The sequence below is a fragment of the Novosphingobium gossypii genome (genome assembly GCF_050433305.1).
GTDB lineage: Bacteria > Pseudomonadota > Alphaproteobacteria > Sphingomonadales > Sphingomonadaceae > Novosphingobium > Novosphingobium gossypii.
The window spans coordinates 1-20,656 of sequence record NZ_JBNPXM010000019.1 but is presented as its reverse complement, the minus strand read 5'-3'; the positions used below and the strand labels follow the sequence as shown (position 1 = coordinate 20,656).

Annotated in this window: 14 protein-coding genes; 10 read left to right on the top strand and 4 right to left on the bottom strand. The window is 62.4% G+C overall.

Annotation, left to right across the window (positions count from 1 at the left end; genetic code table 11):
* Positions 1-56 precede the first annotated feature (56 nt).
* The 5 genes from GGR40_RS21245 to GGR40_RS21225 all read left to right on the top strand — a co-directional run bounded on the left by GGR40_RS21245 (position 57) and on the right by GGR40_RS21225 (position 8,928).
* Positions 57-422 (top strand): hypothetical protein, encoded by a 366-nt coding sequence (locus GGR40_RS21245; RefSeq protein ID WP_429278259.1) that lies wholly within the window; start codon positions 57-59, stop codon positions 420-422.
* Positions 419-3,238 carry a response regulator gene (locus tag GGR40_RS21240; protein ID WP_429278258.1) on the top strand — a complete coding sequence of 940 codons (2,820 nt, stop codon included), beginning with the start codon at positions 419-421 and terminating at the stop codon, positions 3,236-3,238. Before GGR40_RS21245 ends, GGR40_RS21240 begins: the two co-directional genes overlap by 4 nt.
* Positions 3,235-4,164: a diguanylate cyclase gene (locus GGR40_RS21235; protein ID WP_429278257.1), complete on the top strand. Its 930-nt coding sequence runs from the start codon at positions 3,235-3,237 to the stop codon at positions 4,162-4,164. The genes GGR40_RS21240 and GGR40_RS21235 overlap by 4 nt, the downstream gene beginning before the upstream one ends.
* A 150-nt stretch (positions 4,165-4,314) precedes the next feature.
* Positions 4,315-6,618: a S9 family peptidase gene (locus tag GGR40_RS21230; protein WP_429278256.1), complete on the top strand. Its 2,304-nt coding sequence runs from the start codon at positions 4,315-4,317 to the stop codon at positions 6,616-6,618.
* 48 nt (positions 6,619-6,666) lie between these two features.
* The gene (locus GGR40_RS21225) at positions 6,667-8,928 is read left to right on the top strand and encodes an FdhF/YdeP family oxidoreductase (protein WP_429278255.1); all 2,262 of its coding nucleotides are present in this window, start codon (positions 6,667-6,669) and stop codon (positions 8,926-8,928) included.
* 152 nt (positions 8,929-9,080) lie between these two features.
* Here the strand turns inward: GGR40_RS21225 and GGR40_RS21220 are convergent, their stop codons facing one another.
* The gene (locus GGR40_RS21220; protein ID WP_429278254.1) at positions 9,081-9,857 is read right to left on the bottom strand and encodes a hypothetical protein; all 777 of its coding nucleotides are present in this window, start codon (positions 9,855-9,857) and stop codon (positions 9,081-9,083) included.
* Between the two features lie 282 nt (positions 9,858-10,139).
* Here GGR40_RS21220 and GGR40_RS21215 point away from each other — a divergent pair, with 282 nt between their 5' ends.
* Positions 10,140-10,841: a transcriptional regulator gene (locus tag GGR40_RS21215; RefSeq protein ID WP_429278253.1), complete on the top strand. Its 702-nt coding sequence runs from the start codon at positions 10,140-10,142 to the stop codon at positions 10,839-10,841.
* A gap of 692 nt (positions 10,842-11,533) precedes the next feature.
* Here GGR40_RS21215 and GGR40_RS21210 read toward each other — a convergent pair.
* Together GGR40_RS21210 and GGR40_RS21205 are read right to left on the bottom strand one after the other, a co-directional pair.
* Positions 11,534-12,649, bottom strand: coding sequence for a glycosyltransferase family 2 protein (locus GGR40_RS21210; RefSeq protein WP_429278252.1), 1,116 nt, complete (start codon positions 12,647-12,649; stop codon positions 11,534-11,536).
* A complete protein-coding gene (locus GGR40_RS21205) occupies positions 12,642-13,775 on the bottom strand; it encodes a glycosyltransferase (RefSeq protein WP_429278251.1) in 1,134 nt (377 codons plus the stop codon). The genes GGR40_RS21210 and GGR40_RS21205 overlap by 8 nt, the downstream gene beginning before the upstream one ends.
* A 191-nt stretch (positions 13,776-13,966) precedes the next feature.
* Here GGR40_RS21205 and GGR40_RS21200 point away from each other — a divergent pair, with 191 nt between their 5' ends.
* The 4 genes from GGR40_RS21200 (at position 13,967) to GGR40_RS21185 (ending at position 20,129) form a co-directional block, all read left to right on the top strand.
* Positions 13,967-16,153 carry a GumC family protein gene (locus tag GGR40_RS21200; RefSeq protein WP_429278250.1) on the top strand — a complete coding sequence of 729 codons (2,187 nt, stop codon included), beginning with the start codon at positions 13,967-13,969 and terminating at the stop codon, positions 16,151-16,153.
* 16 nt (positions 16,154-16,169) lie between these two features.
* Positions 16,170-17,279, top strand: a complete 1,110-nt coding sequence (locus tag GGR40_RS21195; protein WP_429278249.1) for an acyltransferase family protein — start codon at positions 16,170-16,172, stop codon at positions 17,277-17,279.
* A 79-nt stretch (positions 17,280-17,358) separates the two neighbouring features.
* Complete coding sequence (locus tag GGR40_RS21190; RefSeq protein ID WP_429278248.1) at positions 17,359-18,660, top strand: glycosyltransferase; 1,302 nt, start codon at positions 17,359-17,361, stop codon at positions 18,658-18,660.
* Positions 18,657-20,129 (top strand): lipopolysaccharide biosynthesis protein, encoded by a 1,473-nt coding sequence (locus GGR40_RS21185; protein WP_429278247.1) that lies wholly within the window; start codon positions 18,657-18,659, stop codon positions 20,127-20,129. Before GGR40_RS21190 ends, GGR40_RS21185 begins: the two co-directional genes overlap by 4 nt.
* A 159-nt stretch (positions 20,130-20,288) precedes the next feature.
* Here the strand turns inward: GGR40_RS21185 and GGR40_RS21180 are convergent.
* Positions 20,289-20,656, bottom strand: a 368-nt coding sequence (locus GGR40_RS21180) for a hypothetical protein (RefSeq protein WP_429278246.1), incomplete at its 5' end; no start/stop codon positions are given.

Sequence of the window (20,656 nt, the reverse complement as noted above, 5' to 3'; positions counted from 1 at the left end):
TTCAAATCGGAGCGGGTCTTAACCAATAAATAGGCATAACAGGGTATGTGCGCGGCATGGTCCGTTCCGAATCAATACCTACCGCAGAGTCGGGAGGGCGCCTTCTCGACTATTTGCCCGCAGCCGCCCTGCTGTTCTGCGGCCTTGCCGCGCTGGCCGTCAGTTGGCTGCTGTCCGGCGCGGCCTCCGGACAGTATCTGGTCATGACGCGGCCCGGCTTCACTCTGGCGCAGAGCATCGATCTGGTCACCACCGATCGCGGGCGCATCGCGGCCACCACCCGTTTCGAGAACGTCGTGATCGCAGGGTCCGACGACGCTCACTTCACCGCTTCCATGCGCATGGCGGGCGCATGGCTGGCCATCCCCGTGCCCGCGGTTGCCGGCTGCGGTAATTCATCAAGTCAGGAGCAGTCGCTGTGACCGTCGAACTGGATCAGTTGCGCCATCAGACAGGGCGCCTTCTCACGGTGCTGTTCTGGATCCATGTGCCCCTGTTCGCCGCAGCCGCGTTGCTGGCGGGCAAGCCGCCGCTCGCCGCCGCGCTGGCCGGCGCGGTGGTCGCGGGCAGCTATCACCTGATGTGGTGGCGCAGCGGCACCGTTCCTGCCACGCGCTACCTGTCCGCCGTGGCGCTGATGGCGGAACCGGCCATCCTGCTGGTCATCCTGCGCGGCCATGCGTGGCAGATGGACATGCACATGTACTTCTTCGCCATGCTGACCCTGACCATCGGCTGGTGCGACCGGCGTGTGGTGCTGGTGGCGGCGACGGCGGTGGCGCTGCATCACCTGCTGCTGCTGTACCTGCTGCCCTCCGCCGTGTTCACGGGCAAGGGCAATCTTGAGCGCGTGATCCTGCACGCCGCCATCGTCATCTTCCAGGCTACGGTGCTGGTATGGTTGAGCGACCGGCTTGTGGAATCCTTCGCCCTGCGCGAACGCACCCGCGAGGCGGAGGAAGCCAACCGCGCCAAGAGCATGTTCCTGGCCAACATGAGCCATGAGATCCGCACGCCGATGAACGCGATCCTGGGCTTCTGCCACCTGATCGCGCGCACCGACCTCGACCCCCGGCAGAAGGACTATGTCGGCAAGATCAACCAGGCCGGCGTTTCGTTGCTGCGACTCATCAACGACATCCTCGACTTTTCCAAGAACGAGGCCGGCAAGCTGACGCTGGAAGCGAACCCGTTCGACTTGCGCAACGCCATCGCCAACCAGCTTCAGCTGGTGGCCAACGATGCCGATGCGCGCAAGGTGCGCGTCATCTCCAACATCGCGCCGGATCTTCCGCACCGGCTGCATGGCGACGAACTGCGCTTCAATCAGGTCGTGCTCAACCTTGTCAGCAATGCCGTGAAGTTCTCCGAAAACGGCACCGTCACCGTCGGCCTCGCCCCGGTTTCCGAGGAAGACGGCAAGGTCGAGATCGAGCTGACCGTTCGCGACACCGGCATCGGCATGACGGCCGAGCAGCAGGCGTCGCTGTTCCAGTCCTTTACCCAGGCGGACAGTTCCACCACCCGCCGGTTCGGCGGCACCGGCCTCGGCCTCGCAATCTGCCGCCAGATCGTGGAGCAGATGGACGGCTCCATCGCGGTCGAAAGCGCCCCCGGTCAGGGCAGCACCTTCGTCGCCCGCATGACGATGGCCCACGAAGAAGATGAAAGCGTCCTCGACGCCGTGCTGCCGCCGCGCATCCGCGCCTTGCGCGTCCTTGCCGCCGACGACAACGCCGCATCGCGCCAGGTGCTGCAGGGTATCTTCGCCGGCTGGCAGATCACGCTGGACCTTGTGGCGTCGGGTGACGAGGCGCTCAGCGCCATTACCGCCGCCGATCAGGGCGGGCGCACCTACGACCTGGTGCTGCTTGATTGGAAGATGCCCGGCATGAACGGCATGCAGACGATCGAGGCGATGCAGTCGCTCGACCACGACGCGCCGCTGCCCCGCACGCTGATCGTAACCGCCTATGGCGCGGACAGCCTGACCCCTAACGGCACGCCTGCCAATGTGTCGGGCGTGCTGACCAAACCGATCGCGCCCCGTGCCCTGCTGGACACCATCGTCGAGCTGTTCTCGCACGAGGTCGAGCCGGGCCGTCCGGTCCTGCCCGAAGCCACGCCGATGGTCGCGGATCGCCTGCGCGGCGCGCGCGTTCTGCTGGTGGAAGACAACGAGATCAACCGCGAGATCGCGCTCGAACTGCTCACGCAGGCGGGTCTTGTGGTGGACTATGCCGAGAATGGCCGTGTCGGCTGCGATCTGGTCCATGCCGCCAACGGCACTTATGCGGCGGTGCTGATGGACGTGCAGATGCCGGTGATGGACGGCATTGCCGCCACCCGCCTGCTGCGGGAAACGTGGTCCGCCAACGTCCTGCCGATCATCGCGATGACCGCCCACGCGCATGAGGAGGAACGGCAGCGCTGCTTCCGCGCCGGGATGAACGACCATATCTCCAAGCCGGTCGAACCTGCCGCACTGGTGCAGACGCTGGAGCGCTGGCTGCGACCCGATCGCACGGCGGCTTCGGCAGCCATCGCCGTCACACCGCAAGCGGCCACTGCTCCAGCGCTCGCCGTGCCTGCGGCGCCGGCAGCGGCCACAAATGCCGACCTGCCTGACAGCCTGCCACCCTTCGACCTTTCCGCGGCGCTGCGGCGGGTCAACGGCAAGGCATCGCTGCTGCGCAAGCTGATCGTCACCTTCGCGGAGACGTATGCCAACGTCGGGCAGGATCTGCGCACGCAGCTTGCCGGCGGGCTGACCGCCGATGCCCGCCGCCTTGCCCATAGCCTGAAAGGGGTGGCAGGATCGCTGGAACTGTCGGCAATCCATCGTGCCGCAGCCGATCTGGAACGCATGCTGGCGGCGGATGAGACGGAACAGGCCTCTGCCGCAATCGCGGACCTCGAAGCCGTTGTTGCGCCGGCCGTCGCTGCCGCGCGGAGCCTGACTTCCGGCTCGGCCGGAACTGCCCCTGCGGTGCAGGCAAGCGCCGACATCGACGCGACCGTAGCGGCACGCACCGAACTGCGCGACCTCGTCCGCAGGCGCAGCCTGGGCGCGCGGGCGGGCTTTGGCCGCTATGCGCGGACCATCGGCCTTGGCGATGACGAACGCGCCGCCCATCCTATCAATCACGCGCTGGAACGGCTGGACTACGACACGGCGCTTGCCCTGATCGATGCCGAGGCGAGCGCCACCAGCGACACCGCAGGAGCCGCAGCATGACCAGGGCCACGATCCTGATCGTCGATGACGAAATCTCCAACATCGAAATCATGAACGCCGTGCTGGAGGACGACTACGAGATCTGCTTCTCGCTGTCCGGCCAGCAGGCGCTGGACACCGCGCGCGCAGCGCCGCCAGACCTTATCCTGCTGGACGTGCTGATGCCTGGCATCGACGGCTTCGAGGTCTGCCGCCAGCTGAAGGAAGACCCGGTGCTGGCCGATATCCCGGTCATCTTCACCACGGGCCTTGGCGATACGGAAGACGAAATCCGCGGCCTGTCGCTGGGCGCGATCGACTATGTGACCAAGCCGATCCAGCCCGCCGTCCTGCAGGCCCGGGTCAGCAACCATGTGGAACTGAAACGCCTGCGCGACCAGCTTGCCAGCATGGCGGTGACGGACGCGCTGACCGGCCTCAGCAACCGCCGCCAGATGGAGCGCGCGCTGAAATCGGAAGTCGGCCGCCTGGCCCGCACCGGCGACTGGCTCACCGTCGTCATGATCGACATCGACTTCTTCAAGCAGTTCAACGACACGTATGGCCACCCGGCGGGCGACCGCTGCATCACCATGGTCGCGGCGGCGCTGACCCGCGCGGTCAAGCGTGCCTCGGACCTTCCCGCGCGCTACGGCGGCGAGGAATTCGCCTGCATCCTGCCTGGCGCGGACCCGGCCGGCGCGGCGCTGGTGGCGCAGGAGATCGGCCTGCATGTCCAGTCGCTCAACATCCCCCACGAACAGTCGCAGATCAGCCCGTTCATCACCGTCAGCATCGGCGTGGCCAGCGCCCGGTGCCTGCCCGACATGACGCCCGACCTGTGGATCCAGCAGGCCGACCTGCAGCTGTACAAGAGCAAGCAGGAAGGCCGGAACCGCACGACCTTCATCCAGTTCGGCGCATCCGAAGGGCTGGTGGAGGGCTGACGGTCAAGCCCCGGATGCTTGAACGGTACGACCGTGGTCGCAAACGGGCGCGGATGACTCTCGATTGAGGGCAAGGGCTGGAGCGCTCTTCATCCGGTATTGCTGCGCCTTGCCCTTTCCCTTGCGGCCGTCTCGCTCTAGACAGCGGGCATGAACCGAGTTCGTCTATTGAGCGCCTGCGCGCTGGCGGCGCTGCCAGCCTTCGCAGCCAGTCCCGCCCTTGCCGCCCCATCCTCTGCTGCAACGTCCCCTGCCGCCGCAATCACGCCCGACCGGAGCCTTCCCACGATGTCCGAAGCCGCCCGCACCCTCTCGTTCGAGCGCGTCTTCGCCAGCCCCTCGCTGGATGGGCCCCAGCCGCGCGCGGTCAAGGTGTCGCCTGACGGGCGCTACATCACCCTGCTGCGCAACCGCACCGACGATCGGGAGCGCTACGACCTGTGGGCGTTCGACCGCCGCAGCGGCAAGTGGCGGATGCTGGTCGATTCACTCAAGCTGGGTTCGGGCCGCGCGCTGAGCGAGGCGGAGAAGATGCAGCGCGAACGCCAGCGCGTGGGCAGCCTGAAAGGCATCATATCCTACGACTGGACGGAGGACGGCAACGCCGTTCTGGTCCCGCTCGACGGTGACCTTTATCTTGCCGGCGTGGACGGCAATGTCCGCCGTCTGACCAATTCGCCCCAGGACGAACTGAACGCCGCGCTCAGCCCCAAGGGCAGGTTCGTGTCCTTCGTGCGCGACGGGCGGCTGTGGGTCGGCCCGCTGACCGGCGCCGAGCACAGGCCGATCACCCCGCAGGAAACGTCCGACACCGTTCACTGGGGCGAGGCCGAGTTTGTCGCGCAGGAGGAAATGGCGCGCATGGACGGCTACTGGTGGTCGCCTGACGAGGGCCGCATCGCGGTGGAACGCTATGACGAGGCGCCTGTCGGCGTCGTCACCCGTACCGCAATCGGCGCGGAAGGGGCGCATACCTACCAGCAGCGCTACCCCGCCGCAGGCACGCCCAACGTGCTGGTATCGCTCCACGTCATGAAGCCCGACGGCAGCGACAGCGTGGAGGTGGACCTTGGCCCCGACCGCGACATCTACCTCGCCCGCGTGAACTGGGCGCGCGACGGCAAGACACTCTACGTGCAGCGCCAGAACCGCGAACAGACCCGGCTCGACATGCTGGCGGTCGATCCCGACACCGGCAAGGCCCGCATCCTCTTCACCGAGACGGCGGCAAAGGGCAGCTGGACCAACCTGACCGACAACTACCGTTTCCTGAACGACGGCAGCCTGGTCTGGTGGTCGGAACGTGACGGGCACGGCCATCTCTACCACTTCCGCGACGGCAAGTGGCGGCAGCTGACTTCAGGCGACTGGGTGGTGACGAAGCTGGTTTCGGTGGACGAGGCCAGAGGTCGCGTGCTGTTCACCGGCAACCGCGACGACGTGCTGGCCCCGCAGCTTTACGCCATCGACCTTGCGAAGCCCGGCATACCCAAAAGCCTGACCGAAGCGGGCTGGGTGAACGCCGCTTCCGGCAGCCGCGACGGCACGACCGTGCTGGTCACCCGTTCCTCCCCGACCCAGCCCTCGCAGACCTACATCGCCGACGAGAACGGCAAGCGCCTGGCATGGGTGGAAGAAAACAGGCTGGACGCCGCGCACCCCTATGCGCCCTATGTTGCCAGCCACCGCGAGACGACGTTCGGCACCATCAAGGCCGCCGACGGTTCTGACCTGCACTGGATGATGATCACGCCGCCCCTCAAGCCCGGCAAGCGTTACCCGGTGTTCTTCGAGCATTATGGCGGTCCTCACGTCCAGACCGTCACGCGCGGCTGGAAGGGCGGGCTGGCGCAGGCCATCGTCGACCGCGGCTACATCTATTTCGAGATCGACAACCGCGGCAGCGCCAATCGCGGCGTCGCCTTCGAATCGCAAATCAGCCAGGCGATGGGCACCGTCGAGGTGCAGGACCAACGTTCGGGCGCGCAGTACCTCAAGACGCTGGACTTCGTCGATCCCGCCAAGATCGCCACATACGGCTGGTCCTACGGCGGGTACATGACGCTCAAGATGCTGGAAACCGATCCCGGCCTCTACGCCACAGGCATCGCGGGCGCGCCGGTGACGAAGTGGGAGCTTTACGACACCCATTATACCGAGCGCTACATGGGCGATCCGCGCAAGGTGCCCGACGCCTACCGCAAGGCGGACACTCTGGACGATTCCGGCAGGATCGCCGACCCGCTGCTGCTGATCCACGGCATGTCGGACGACAACGTCGTGTTCGAGAACAGCACCACCCTGATCGCGAAGATGCAGGGGCAGGCGACCCCGTTCGAGATGATGCTCTATCCCGGCCAGACCCATGCGGTGCGCGGTCCCGGCATCAGCGTTCACCTGTGGAACACGATCTTCGCCTTCCTCGACCGCCACGGGGTGACGCCGCCCCGGTGAGTTCCTAGATAGCACCCCGCCCCCCTTTGACTGACGTGAGCCTGTAGCATGACCGAAACCCGTGACCCGCAAACCCGCCCCGAAGGCGTCAGCGACTACAAGGGACCGGCGGGGGGCTGGGGCGCGCTGAAGGCGGTGGCGCGCACCGTGCGCGAACAGATGAAGGCCAGCCCCGACACCCGCGCGCTGCTGCAGATGAACCAGCCCGACGGGTTCGACTGTCCCGGCTGCGCCTGGCCCGATCCACGTCACACGTCCTCGTTCGAATTCTGCGAGAACGGCGCGAAGGCGGTGACTTGGGAAGCAACCGTCAAGCGCGTCGACCGCGCCTTCTTCGCGCGTCATTCGGCCACCGAACTGTGGGGCTGGAGCGACCACAAGCTGGAAGACGCGGGCCGGCTGACCGAACCGCTGCGCTACGATCCTGAAACCGACCACTACGTACCCATCACGTGGGACGAGGCGTTCGGCCGCGCCGGTGCCGCGCTTCAGGCTCTGGCCCACGCCGATCAGGCGGAGTTCTACTGCTCGGGCCGCGCATCGAATGAAGCGGCGTTCCTCTACCAGCTGTTCGCGCGCGAATTCGGGACCAACAACTTCCCCGACTGCTCGAACATGTGCCACGAAGCTACCAGCACCGGCCTGCCGCAATCCATCGGCATCGGCAAGGGCACCGTGACGCTGGAGGACTTCGACCTCGCCGATGCGATCTTCTGCATCGGCCACAACCCCGGCACCAACCACCCGCGCATGCTCTCCACGCTGGCCGCTGCATCGAAGCGGGGCGTGCCGATCGTCGTCGCCAACCCGATGCGCGAACGCGGGCTGGAACGCTTTAAATCGCCCCAGCACCCCACCGAGATGCTGTCCACAGCCTCCACCCCGCTGGCGTCGGCCTATCATCAGGTGCGGATCGGCGGCGACATGGCGATGCTGAAGGGCATGATGAAGCTGGTAGTGGAAGCCGACGCGCTCGACCACGCGTTCATCGCCGAACATACCGAAGGTCTGGGCGCACTGAAGGCCGACCTCGACGCGACGTCATGGGACTGGATCGAGGTCGCCTCCGGCCTCACCCGCGACGCCATTGAAAGCATGGCGCAGGTCTTCATGAAGGCCGAGCGCGTGATCGTGTGCTATGGCATGGGCATTACCCAGCACAAGCATGGCACCAGCAACGTCCAGGCCATCGCCAACCTGCTGCTGCTGCGCGGCCAGTTCGGCAAGCCGGGCGCCGGTATCTGCCCCCTGCGCGGCCACAGCAACGTGCAGGGCGACCGCACCGTGGGTATCACCGAACTGCCCGCAGAGGACATGCTCGAACGGCTGGACGCCGCCTTCGGCATATCTTCCCCGCGCCATCACGGGCACAACGCGGTCGAGGCGCTGGCCGCCATGCACAAGGGCGAATCGCGTGCGCTGATCTCGCTGGGCGGCAACCTTGCCGTGGCCATGCCCGACCCTGACGCCTGCTTCGAAGCGGTGCGCAAGCTGGACCTGTCGGTCAACATCGTGACCAAGTTCAACCGCACCTGCCTGCTCCACGCCCGTGAAACGCTGATCCTGCCCTGTTTGGGCCGCACCGAACTGGACGTGCAGGCCGCTGGGCCGCAGTGGGTCACGGTGGAGGACAGCATGTCGATGGTCCACGCCTCACGCGGGAAGCTGGCGACGCCGGGCCCCGAAGTGCGTTCCGAACCCGCCATCGTCGCCGGGCTGGCCAAGGCCGCGATGCCGCACACCCGCATCGAATGGGATGCCCTCGTCGCCGATTACGACCGTATCCGCGACAAGATCGAGGCCGTCTATCCCGATTTCCGCGACTTCAATATGCGCGTGCGCGAACCGGGCGGCTTCCGCCTCACCATCGGCCCTGCCACGCGCACCTGGAAGACGCCCAGCGGGAAGGCGCAGTTCATCGCTCACCCTCAAGCCGAGGATACCGGCGCGGCAAGGCCGCTGCTGCTCACCACGATCCGCAGCCACGACCAGTACAATACCACCATCTACAGCCTCGACGACCGCTATCGCGGCGTCAAAGGCCGCCGCGACGTGATCTTCGCGAACGAGGTGGACCTTGCCATGCTGGGGCTGGTCGAGGGCGACAAGGTGGACGTCACCACCCCCGCGGGGCGGCGTCTGGAAGGCTTCACGCTAGTGCGCCACGCCATCGCGCGCGGATCACTGGCCGCCTATTATCCCGAAGCCAACTGCCTGATTCCGCTGGACGACTACGACGCCGCCAGCGGCACCCCGGCTTATAAATCCATCCCCGTCACCCTCAGCCGCGTGGCCGATCAGGCAGCCTGACCCGCAGGCAAGAGAACGCCCCCGAGGGCGAGTGGGCTCTCACGGGGGCGTCGATCGCGCGCGTCTTGCGGGGGATGGAGATAACGCGGCGGTATCGGTGCCTTTCTGTCGAAGGCTGCCTTCAAGCCGGCCTTAACGCCGATAACGCGGCCTTACTGGTCGTTGTTGCCCACGTTCACGCCAAGGCTGGCAGAGCCATTGGCGCCGTCCCTGGACGCGGCCCCGCTGCCCGAACCGGTTACGCCAGCGTTGCGCTTGCCTGCAGTGGCGTTGGCCGAACCGTTGCCCGCACCCGAAGCGGAGCTGTTCGAGGCATTCGTCGCCGCCTCGCGGGCGCGGCTGCCCAGCGCCTGGCTCTGCTCCGCCGCTGCCGAACGGGCCGTCGAACCGGCGAACTGGGCCGTACCGGTAACCTGCGACGTCACGCCGGACGCATCGGGCAGCGTGCCGGAACCAGCCAGGTTGCCGCTGCCGGAAGCCGCGCCGCTACCACCGTTTCCGTCGAGCGCACCCGTCAGCGATCCCGTGGCCGAGCCGGCGCCGGTGGCCGAGCCGCTACCTGCGGTCGAACGGGCCGAATCGACCAGACCGCGCGCCTGCGATCGGGCACCGTCGACCACGCCCGGCGCCGCCGACCCGTCCGGAGCCGAAACGGAGGGCTTCTTCACCGACTTGCTGGCCCGGCCGCTTCCCGAAGCATGCGAGGACACGCTACGGCCTGCGCGTGAGGCGCTGATGTCGCCCGCACCGCTGGCTGCGCCGTCGATAGAGCTGTCGACACCGCCAAGAGCGCCGCCCAGCGATCCGCCGATCGATCCACCCAGACCGCCGCCGAGACCGCCGCCGCCCAGCAACTGCGTATTGGCGACGCCCGGCGCAGCGACCAGAGCGAGAGTGGCGATGGCCGTCGTAAAAGTCAGCTTGTTCATGTCTATGCTCCTTCCATTGCCGTTGCCCCGCAGGTTCGTTCGATCGGGGCGGTTCTGATGGAAGGAACGGATGGCCCACCCGCTTTCATCCGTGCGGACGTGCATTTTCTTTCAAGAAGTCTTCAAAGACCCGAACGGCAGATGTTGCACAGTAAGCCCCGGCCTGTCCCCCGGCGCCCCGTAACCAATTCGGAATCACCATTTTTGATTGCCACGCCGATCGTGTCTGCCGCCGTCCGCCGGGCAGCGATGCGCGATGCGACCAGCGGCGCGGCGTAGGACGTGCCCCGCAATGCCACCCTCCCCTTGCCCGGCACCAGCGCCGATGAGCCGGTTCCGGAAAGCCTTACTCTGCTGGTCGCCACCATTGCCGCACAGGATGCGGAAGACGACATGACAGACGCGTCGCCTTCCGAGCCACCCAATCACCCTGCACCGGCCTTCGATCTCGCCGCCCATCGGGCGCGCCGTGACGAAGCGACGCGCAAAGACAAGTCGGCTACCTCGGGAAAGCGCAAGATGCCGGGCTGGTGGAAGACTGCCATCGCGATGGCAGCCTGTGTTACCCTCGGCGTGGGGCTGGGCGCCCGGCTGCCACAGGGCAGTGCGCACATGGAGCAGGACGGCACGTTGTCGGCCACCGGCACGCTTGCGACAGGTCTGGAAAGCCATCTTGCCTCAGGAGATACACGACCGGAAACAGACGGCAACTTCAGGATCATCGCGTCCTTCCAGCGCAAAGATGCCCGCTATTGCCGCGTCTACGACGCAAGGGCCACGTCAGGGATCGCGTGCAAGGATGGCGGCCACTGGATACTGGAGCGTACCATGGCCAGCCCCGATCGGGAACGCGGCGATTATCGCCAAGCCGGATCGTCCGCAGGTGAACTCATGGCTGCGGCTCAGGACATGGCCGAGGGCACTCTGCTCACGCCAGCGCAAGAGCAGGCCGCGCGAAAGGCTGGCTGGCAAAGCAAGCTCTGAGCGCAGACTTACCAACATCGCAGGCGACAAAAGCGGTTTGGGAAGAATTTCAGGCAAGGACGCATTCAGGGAACTCAGAGAACGCCGAAGCGGCGCCGTTCGTTGATGTGTTCTGAAGGTTCAACGGCAAGGTTATGTAAAAACGGGGATTCGCAGCGCGTCGCATCTGTGGAGAGCATGCGGAGACGATTAAATAAAACACCAGAGCGGCGAATGCCTATGTCGCGAATATCATCGAATCAGGTCCGGCGCCGTCCGAATCTCCCCCTGAGTGAGCGCCCCTTCGACATAATAGCGATCCAACGTCGCCCAGCCCCCGACGACATTTAGCCGGCACATTTTTGCGATGCTGCGCCCTTCATGCAAAGGGCGCATAAGTACGCTGATCTGCAAGCACCGTGATCATCTTGCGATGCATAGAGCCATGAACAAGCTGCCTCACAAAAGATTACCAACCAAGGCAATGACGCGAGGATGGAGCCACTAGCACTATCGGGCATCGCACTGAGTATTTAAGAAGGCTTCTCGCGCATTTGTAGATCATGATGCGCTAGCTCAACCTAGGCGGCAAAGCTGACAGAAGAGACTGCGGTCAACGACGCTCACTCGAACACTAACAACATTTATACTGCAAAGATGCGGCAGCACCTATGTCTTCAAGGCAGAGAGAGACATCGGCCAAGAACGCATCCTCAAATGGTCACTGCCAATTCCGTCGTCCCACTGGGATGACCTGCCTCAGGGACAACGGGAAGTGCTTCCCCTGAAGCATCGGTCGTGCAGATGTGGGCAGGCTCGAGCACCAATGGTAAGGGCGAAGACGGAAGTTGGCGGCGGCTCAGGGCTACCTCAATGAACCCCAATGACCAGGCCATGTGCATCGTCATCGCGGCGAACCCCGCCCCCGCGGCACAGCGGCAACCTGAGCGCCAACCCAGCCACGCACCCACCGCAATCGCGGCAACCATCCAACACAATGCCGGCAGCATCAACAGGAATGCCGCCGGGTGCTGCGCCAACAGCACCAACCCGGCTACGGCGGAGCATGCTGCCGGCATGACGGCCAGCGGCAACATCTGGCGCAGCTTCACAGGGGATGGGTGACGCCGCAGATTGCGCGCACGACCCTTACCATAATTACGATACTGCCGGAAAAGGGCCCTCGCTGAAGACCGTGGATAGTACGTAATTGCGGCCTGCGGTTCCAACCAGATACGCCCTCCCGCATTCAGCAGACGGCGATCGAGTTCGGCATCTTCATTGGCAGCGAAGTTCTCGTCATAGCCCCCGACCGCCATGAACAGCTCAAGATCGAAGAAGGCGTGGTGACCATGTTCCACCCATTGCCCGCGGCCAAGGTGTCGATGCGGTGCGCCTCCCGTACCGAGCACCGAATTTTGGGCTGCTGCAGCCGCCTTCTGAAAGCAGACGCGCCCCTTGGTAACCATCGGAACCACAACCGAGGTGGCCTGTCTGACGTCAGCTGCAGATCGCAGCTGTATGATAAAATCTTCGGGATAATCGGCGTGGGCATCGATACGCAAAAGCCATCGGCGTCCCGCACCGTATCGCCGTGCCGCCAGGTTCACGGCTGCACTTTGAATCTGTTTTGGATTATCGAGAAGGATCAGATTGGCGTTCCGAACCGCGAGCTGGATTACGATCTCGCGACTACGATCACGGCTGCCGCCATCGACCACAACGACCGTAGCGCCATCAGCCTGGCGCAGCAGCGTTGCCAGCAGAGCCGACAGATGCGCCTCTTCGTTCAGGCAGGGCACGATTATGAGCATATCCGCGTTACGCATGGCAATACCCCGCGATCGCATCGATTATAGAGCGGCATTCGGGCTCTGTTTGATACAGTGCATCCTCCGGCAGAGCTGCGATTGCCACCCGCATCATCATGTACTGGTCGTGCGTCATTGTTTCCACTAATGCGGGGATTTCCTTCGATGCCTCATCGACGAGCAGCCCCACCTGTCGTTGATCAAGCCATCTTCCCGTCTCAACCGCGCGCAATGCTATGGGGATCGCACCGTGGGCAAGGCCTTCGTAAAGCCGATTTGGCAGCAGCCAAGCAGAATTGAGGCCTTCTTCAAAGTAGTCGATCGCCCAAACGAAATCGACCCCGGCGTAAAGTTCCGCCAGTTCGGCAGGGCGATAAGCCCCTAAATAGCGCACGTTGGCGCGGCCAGTGACAACTGCAGGAAAGTCTGGAAACTCAGCAGGGCTGGGCATGCCGGCGATCACGATTTCGATCCGCCCGCCCAATTGGTCTGCCAATGTAAGGAGTTCCTGCAAGCTTCGGCGACACCGCAGCATTCCGAACCATCCGATCACGAACGGCCGATCCGCATACTCGCCTGACGACTTCTTCTCTAGTATCCGGTCGCCGCTAGCGCTTCTACCCGGCACTCTTGGGACCTTGTTCTCAATCAGCAGGACACGGTCTGGTCGGCCTTGACGTCGTTCAAAATACTCGCGCGCAAATGCCGGGGAGCTGACGATCACCAGGTCAGTCCGTTTTAGCAGCTCCCGTTCGATCCACCGCAACAATCGTGATTTTCCGCCCCCCCCGAGCATCAACCGATGAATGTCGAGGCATTCGTAGACCAGCCGCTGACCCGGACGACGAACACGCCACGCCAGCGCCAGCATCTCGAGATTGCGGGCCACGATGACAGATGCGCTATCGCAAAGTGCCCTAATGCTGCGGGGCAACATCAGATGCCTTAACACGATCAGTATCCGGCGGCCCAGTGCAGCGTCACGGGTTCGGCCAAGATCGACAGTTCTAACCCACCCAGCAATATCGATCACCGGCGATCGCCGGTGAAAACCGCCTAGTTCCACTGTAAATCCTTCGGATACCAGAAAATCGATGCGCCGGCGAACTGCGGCGTCGTCGACATCATGCACCAGATAAGCCAAAGACTGCGGGACAGTTTGATCCATATCCATCGGAAAACCTCAAAACTCTCTCACAAACGGACTGAAATTCTGTTTCCAGCGACCAGTCTCACCGGCATTACACCTAGAGGACGGGTAGCGAGATATGGCCTTACACTTAGCCCTGTGCGGCTACCTCTCAACATCTACATGATCCTATTTGGAGCAACGGCGTGAGCAACAGGAACCATGACGCCGCAGCGGACGAAATCGCGCATCCTTCGGCCCGAAGATTACTCCCTGACGCATCAGAGATCGCCGCCAGCTTCATGCGCCGTCGCCGGCTATTTATTGGCGTATTTCTGACGACGCTGGCGCTGACGATCACTGTGCTTGCCTTGTTGCCCCGAACTTACACCGCAACCGGTTCTTTATTGCTCGAACCGAGAGAGGCAGAGCCGGTCAAGGTGAACGATCGGGGCTTCGTGCCTCCCGCGGATGACAACCTCATCGACACCGCCGTACAGATCATCCGTTCGCCTACGCTGACGCTGGATGTAGTGCGCGATCTTCACCTGGACCGGCATCCAGAGTTCGGCGGAGAGCCGTCTTCTTTCGTTGCTTCATCGCCATCGCCGAAACAATTGCCGCCTGACGCGATCACCCCGCGCGAACGCCGGGCCGCAGGCGCTTTGCTGGCGCGCAGTTACGTAAAGCGCGTAGGGGTGACGTACCTTGTGGAAATTTCGGTTTCTGCAAAGGATCCGGCGCTCGCCGCCAGCATCGCAAATGCGCTGGCTCGCCGCTATATCGAACTAGACGCCGCGAAGAAGCAGCAGCGTAACTCGCAATCGGCACATTACGTCGAGACACAAGCATCGAGCTTGCGGCGGCAGGCGGTGTCGGACGACGCGGCGTTGCAAGACTATATGATCCGCAACAACCTGATGAGCGCGCAAGGTGCTACGATGGCGGAACAGGAAGTCTCTGAACTCAACCGCCAGATCGCCGACGCACAAGCTCAACTAGCCGAACAACGTGGCAAGCTGGGCGCGGCTCAAGCCCAGATTTCTCGCGGCGGCGGCGGTGCCGACATCGGTGCTGCACTGGCATCGGAAACAGTCCGCCAGTTGCGCCAACAGGAAGCGCAGGCAAGCGCACGTCTGGCCCAGTTGGACGCCCGCTATGGCGCCATTCACCCAGACGTTGTGGAAGCGAAGGATGAACTCGCGGACATACACAGCCAGTTGAACGCTGAACTTACGCGCATCGTCTCCGGCCTTCGCGGAGACGTCCAAATCGCAGAGTCGCGGCTGGACTCTCTGCTGGCTAGTCGTTCGCTAGCTAAGGGGTCCCTTGCGCAGAACAGTTCTGCTCAAGTGGGTCGGCTTGAACTGGAACGGCGTGCGGAAGCCAGTCGCGCCATCTACAACGCCTATCTGACGCGCGCCAAAGAAACCGCGCAGGCGGGGGAACTGCCCAACGCCGACGCCAGTATTGCGTCCGTGGCCCGCGCGCCCGGCGCGCCTTCATCTCCCAACTATCTGGTGGGAGGCGTCGTCGGTCTTGCAGCCGCGATCATTCTTGCGGCGACTGCGACCGGCCTTGCAGAGTATCTGGAGAACGCTCTTGCTACACGGTCCGACATCGAAACAGGTTTGGGCGCTGCTTACGCAGGGGCCATTCCCACGCTTAAATCCGCCACCCGTTCAAAAGCTGGAAGTATCGCTCCGCAGGATTACGTCATCGCCAGGCCGATGTCGCTTTTCACCGAAAGCCTGCGCAATTTGGCGACGTATTTGGGCCTGACAACCGGCGACGGCACCGTGCTCACCGTTACGTCGGCTCTCCCACGTGAAGGGAAGTCCACAACTTCGATGTGCCTGGCCCGTACGCTGGCTATGGGCAAGCGAACTGTTGTCCTTGTCGATGCCGACGTGCGACATCATACCGCATCGGACGTGCTTGCTCCTAACCATAGGGCGGAGGGCCTGTTCCGCGTCCTCGATGGCTCACGCTCGCTATCGGAGGCGTTGATCGTCGATGAACGCACCGGACTGCAGATACTCACGACCTTAGGCCCGAACGGTCCAAACGACGTCATTACCGATACCGCGATGGCGTCACTAATCGCCGAGCTCCGAACTCGATTCGACCTAGTCATCATCGACTCCGCGCCAGTGCTGGGCGTGGCGGAGACAAGGCTGGTATCACAGCTGTCTGACGCCACGCTCGTAATCGCACGATGGAGGCGCACGCCTGAGAAAGCGGTTCGTACCGCGCTCGACATGCTTGCGCAAAGCCACAGCACCGTCGGCGGAGTGGCCCTCGGCATGGTGGACATCAAGGAATTCGCCAGCGCGGGACTAACGGACGCATTTGGCTACTACAAGAAGTTCAAGGGCTATTATGTCGATTGAGAATAGCGCGCCTCCAGTGCGCTACGTCGCTCTGGATGCTGTGCGGGGCAGTGCGGCATTCGCGGTGCTATTCTATCATCTGGTGCCGCATGGCGCTACAGCAGCGGGAACGCCGTTGCGGTTCGCCAGCGGGTATCTTGCGGTAGACCTGTTCTTCATTCTCAGCGGATTTGTCATCTCCCATGCTTACGAGCGGCGGTTGCAGAATGGTCTGGAGTTTTGCACTTTCATGAAAGCGCGTTTTGTGCGGCTGCAGCCGGTCCTGGCGATAGGAACGATTGCGGGCTTTGTTGTCGCTTTGTGGCAGCGGAGTATGCATCTGGAAGGGGCTCCCGGCGTCTTTGAAATCGCGACGTCGCTTCCAGCAAACCTCATGATGTTTCCCAACGTTCTGGTCCCCTGGGGTATATTCCTGTTCAATCCGCCGGCATGGTCTCTGTTCTACGAACTGCTTGCAAATATCGTTTACGCAATGGGCCTCAAATGGGGCTCCAATAACCCTTTGCGCATAAGGCCCGACATCATCCTGACCACAATGTGCGGACTGGGGTTATGCGGGCTGACCGTTTCGGCACTTATCCTGGGAGATCTGGATCGCGGAGTGGTGCTGCAAGACTGGCCTGTTGCGGTCAGCCGCGTAGGATTCGGCTTTCCGCTAGGGGTTCTGCTTCATCGCACGCGAGGAATCTGGATGCGGTACATACCCGCGGTACCTTTACCCGTCTTGCTATTGGCAAGCCTGGCACTGCTGTCACTGGACTTTTCGGCGGCGGGTCGAGTGGCTTACGACCTTTGCTTCGTGGTACTTTGTGCCCCCGTCCTGGTCATGCTGGCCGTATTGGCCGAGCCCCATGGCCTGTTCATGCGCTTGGCTGAATGGCTAGGCATGATCTCCTACCCGCTATATGCGCTGCAGGCACCCATAAAACACGCCCTCGCTATTACGCTGCCCCTTAGTCAAGAGCCGCTGCTAGCCGTTACAACGCTCACCGCGGTAAGTGCAGCATGGGCTCTCGCTCTTGTGGAGCCTGAATTACGCGGCCGACTAGACCGACTTTTGACACCGCGCCCACCATCGCCCGCCGACACTTCCGGTGCTCAGGCGCCGTCCTCCAACAATCCATAGGTGCGCTTTGCATATAGCATCACGAAAACCTGTCACGAGCGCTCGAGCCTGCTGGATTGATCGCTTCAACACGCGAGGGATGCACAAAAGCGCTTCCAAAAAAAAGCCAAAGCTGCGCGTTGACCCATTAACGAAAGGGCATGTGGTTTTCATAAGCCGACAGCGCATAGTCGGTCGCACCAACGGCAGCAGCGCCTACCTACTGGACCTCGCTCAGGCCGCACGTGACGCCGGCTTTACGCCGCACCTCATCCAGCCTTCTCCCGACATCATGGGACGTTGGCCGGTAATGCGCTTGCTTCCGGATATGACCACCTTCGAAAGCCATGTCATACGAGGAGTGCTGCGCGGCGGACAATGGATCTTGTCCTGCGACCCTTCGGTCTACCTCGACGCGTTTAGAGGTGCGGTGTCACACATTGCGCGCCGTCTGGGGCTTAAGAGCACCTTTTGGGCGGATCGGCCAAGACCTTATTCCATCGCGGCACCATGGACACAGGCTGATCACTGGTTCGTCGCGAAACATCATGAAACCGCCGATCTTGTGGTAGCGGATTATGCCTTTCAAGCCGAAGCGTTGCGCCATTTCAGCGCCCGACCAACGGCCATCATCATGCATGACCTGTTTCATCGCCGGCGGCCATACGCACAAGGCCGGGACTCTGTTGCCAGCATTGATCAGAACGCTGAAGTGGAACTATTGGCGCGCGCGCATGCCCTCATTGCCATCCAATCGGATGAAGCGCAATTTGTCGTACAGCATATACCCCATGCCCAAACCATTCTCGCGCCGATCGCTGTCCGGTCGGTAGAAAGCGCGCAGCCCGGCAACGCGAACCGGCTGCTGTTCGTGGGAAGCAATACTGCTCCGAACGTCGTAGGACTTGAATGGTTCTTCGAGCACGTATGGCCTTTGCTCAAAGCTGAGGCGCCCCATCTCAGACTGGATATTGCCGGATCGGTAGCCAAGTCATTTTCATCCCGTCCGCCCACCGATGTAGTATTTCACGGACTTGTGCCCGATCTGGCGCCGCTTTACTCAGATGCCGGCATAGTAGTTTCTCCGCTTACATTCGGCTCCGGGCTAAAGATCAAGCTCATCGAAGCTCTAGCGCATGGCAAGGCGGTGGTGGCCACGGGCGTCACGCTACAGGGCGTGGAGCAGCAATGCGGCACGGCTGTAATGCAGGCCGATGATCCGGTGCGGTTTGCCGAATGCATTCTCATCTTGCTGGATGATGATCGACGGCTTCGCCTGGCTCAGGCTGCGTTGGAAACCGCCGAGAGATGCTTTTCCCCCCAAGCGAGCCATGCCCAATTTGTCAGATGGCTGGATGATAACCGGCCTGATCGACTTGGAGCCGGGAGGCAGTCCGCATGACTGTGGCGCGCGGTCTAATAGGCAATTCGCTGGCATGGGCCACCGCGTCAAGCTTGGGGACACAGGCACTTTCCTTTGTAACTTTTGCGGTTCTGGCCCGACTTCTGGGCGCAGAGGCTTTCGGCCTCGTAGCGCTGGCGACGCTCGCTATCGATCTCTTGTTGGTCGTCAGCACTGCAGGCATGAGCGAAGCCGTGATTCAAAGATCCACGCTTGAAGAAGAAGACGCCGATACGGCATTCTGGACAAATGTTGTCTGCGGCGCCAGCTTCTGCCTCATAACCTTTGCGGCCGCCCCGCTGGTTGCTCGACTATTCGGCCAGCCGCAGCTCGACCCCATCATCAAGGCCCTTGCCAGCATCTTTGCCATAACGCCGCTCGGTGCGATTCATAACGCCCGCTTGACGCGCGATTTGCACTTCAAATCGGTAGCCTTGCGCAACATGGTAGCCTCGCTCGCCGGGATTGCGATCGGTCTGCCGCTTGCGTTTGCGGGGTACGGAGTGTGGGCGCTTGTCTGGCAGCGCATCGCCGTGGCGCTTGGGCTTGCCCTCAGCGCCTGGATCGGAATGCCATGGGTACCCCGAATGAGATTTCGATGGCAAAGCTGCAAGCAGATGCTCCGCTTCGGCGCTTCCATCGGCGCATCTACCACATTTAATCAGATCAACATTCGCGCAGCGGAGGTTATATCAGGCGCTCTATTTGGCCCAATCGCCGTCGCCTTCATCCGGGCTGGATCGCGCATTGTCGAGGTACTTAATCAGATTACCTATATGCCGTTCCAGCAGATCGCAATGCCGTTGCTTGCCCGCACCACGAAGGATCGTGACCAGACGCAAGCTACTTACCTGCGCCTTAGCCGCCTGTCGGCTTTCATCATGTTTCCTGCCTTCTTTGGGTGCTTTGCACTTGCTGAAGAGATTGTCGGAATCATTTTTGGGCCCAATTGGGCCTCTGTGGCGGATGCTTTGCGCATATTTAGCTGTGCCGTTGTTGCTTCGCAGATGAACAACCTCATCATAGCGGCGATAACTGCCGCCGGGGCATCGCGAACCGTGCTGTCATGGACTGTGACGCAGATCGCTTTGGGAATTACCGCAGCCGTTGCTGTCAGCCACTGGGGCTGGCAAGCTATGCTCATGACGGGCGTGTTGCGTGGATATCTGGTGCTGCCCTATGCCTTCTGCCTACTGCACAGACATGTGGGCATTCGCTTCCGCGACGTTCTGGTCAGTTTACGTCCCGGATTAGTCAGCGCCATCACGATGATGATCGCGGTGAGCCTCGGAGCCCAGGTCAGCCGTGAAGTTCTGACAGGGCCGACCACAATCGCAATCTGGATGCCTGTCGGATTGCTCACATACTTCTGCCTCTATATATTACAGGATCGCAGTATCCTGACGCAGATGCGCAATGTATCCGACACCGCCCTACACCGCTTTTCAAGTTCCCGCCCAACTAACTAATCGATTATATAAATCCACGTAATTTTGGAAACACACCTTCGGCGCATACGGAAACACAAATGCGTCACCTTTATTTGCGTTGATGGGGGTGATACAGCGAGCCACAGAGCATCTCAAAACAGTGAGCGTGTTCATGGAGTTATCTTTTGCGCGCCCAGCTCAGAGACCGTTTGACAATGGGTTGCTGCGGCAGTTTGAAAAACACCGAGATTGCCGGGGCCCCAACTCCTGAGAGTGAAGGCTTATGATAAGCAAGCCAATGTGCTTGCGGCTGTCCACTTCGGACTTCTTCACCCGTTTGAGCAGCGTGCCGATGGGGACTGCGGAGAAGTTCGAGGCACTGTAGCATGAAGCCCGCGACTGCGGTTCGCCAAAGAGATTCTTTGCAAGGCGTCGGCATATTTTGCCCGCGTAGAGCACGACCGCCCTTTCGTACGCATCCGCTAGCTGGCGCGGAGCTGAAGTCAGGCAGCGATTTCCGGTGTGAGCTGCTGCTGAGCGGCCTTCCAATTCCATGGGAGGAGTTC